This is a genomic window from Hoylesella timonensis S9-PR14, assembly GCF_000762405.1.
In the GTDB taxonomy this organism is placed as follows: Bacteria; Bacteroidota; Bacteroidia; order Bacteroidales; family Bacteroidaceae; genus Prevotella; species Prevotella timonensis_A.
Genome location: NZ_JRPQ01000024.1, coordinates 1 through 851 on the forward strand (window position 1 = coordinate 1; position 851 = coordinate 851).

Below are 851 nucleotides of genomic sequence, written 5' to 3' on the forward strand. Positions count from 1 at the left end.
CACTTCGCTTTATCCTCTCAGGGTCGCACGAGGATATGCTCAAACTTGAAAGCGAGGATCGCTTAGGAGAATGGTGCGACAGCACAATGCAGTGGCTTTACTCCACCTTTGGAAAGGAAAATGTAGTGGCAGCCACACTACACGCAGATGAGGAAACTCCGCATATCCACGCAACGGTAGTACCCATCGTACAAGGAGAAAGACGTAAAGCCAAGACGGAAGCAGAGAATGGCAAGCGGAAGTACAAGACAAAGAAAGGCAAGATACGACTCTGTGCAGACGATGTGCTTACTCCGAAGAAATTAGAGGAGTACCAAACCAAATACGCAGAACAGATGAAGGCTTTCGGGCTGGAAAGAGGCATATACGGCTCGGAAGCCAAGCACCGCTCCAATATGGAATATTATAAGGAACTGCTCAAAGAAACGAAACAAAAACAACTTGAGGAGGAAGAACTAATCAAAAAAGTCAAGGAGTTGGAAAAGCAGGCAGGGAAACTTCGAGTAAAGGGAACGCTCTACTCGCTCTTTGGGTACTCCGAACTTGACAAAGCAGAAAAAGGTGTCGGAGAGTTGGAAAGGGAGATGGAGCAACAGAAGTTTCTTTCTGAAAAGGAGAAAGCCGAAATCCGTAAGAAGGTCATACTCCTGCAAGATACCGTCAAAGGTAAAGACAGAACCATAGCTGAACAGCAAAAGGAAATCAAGGTGTACGAGGAGGAGCGGAGTTTTATCAAGCGATTTTTTCATAGCTTCTACCTCTTGCTTAATATTCGTTTGATGCTCCGCAAGATGGACTTTGATGATGATACCGTGGTGAAGATGCACCAAAAGCAGGTAGCTGTACGTGGT

At 45.8% G+C, this 851-nt stretch carries 1 protein-coding gene; it reads left to right on the forward strand.

From position 1 onward, the window contains the following. On the forward strand, positions 1 to 851 hold an 851-nt coding region (gene mobV / locus HMPREF9304_RS01165; RefSeq protein WP_036925974.1), incomplete at both ends, for a MobV family relaxase.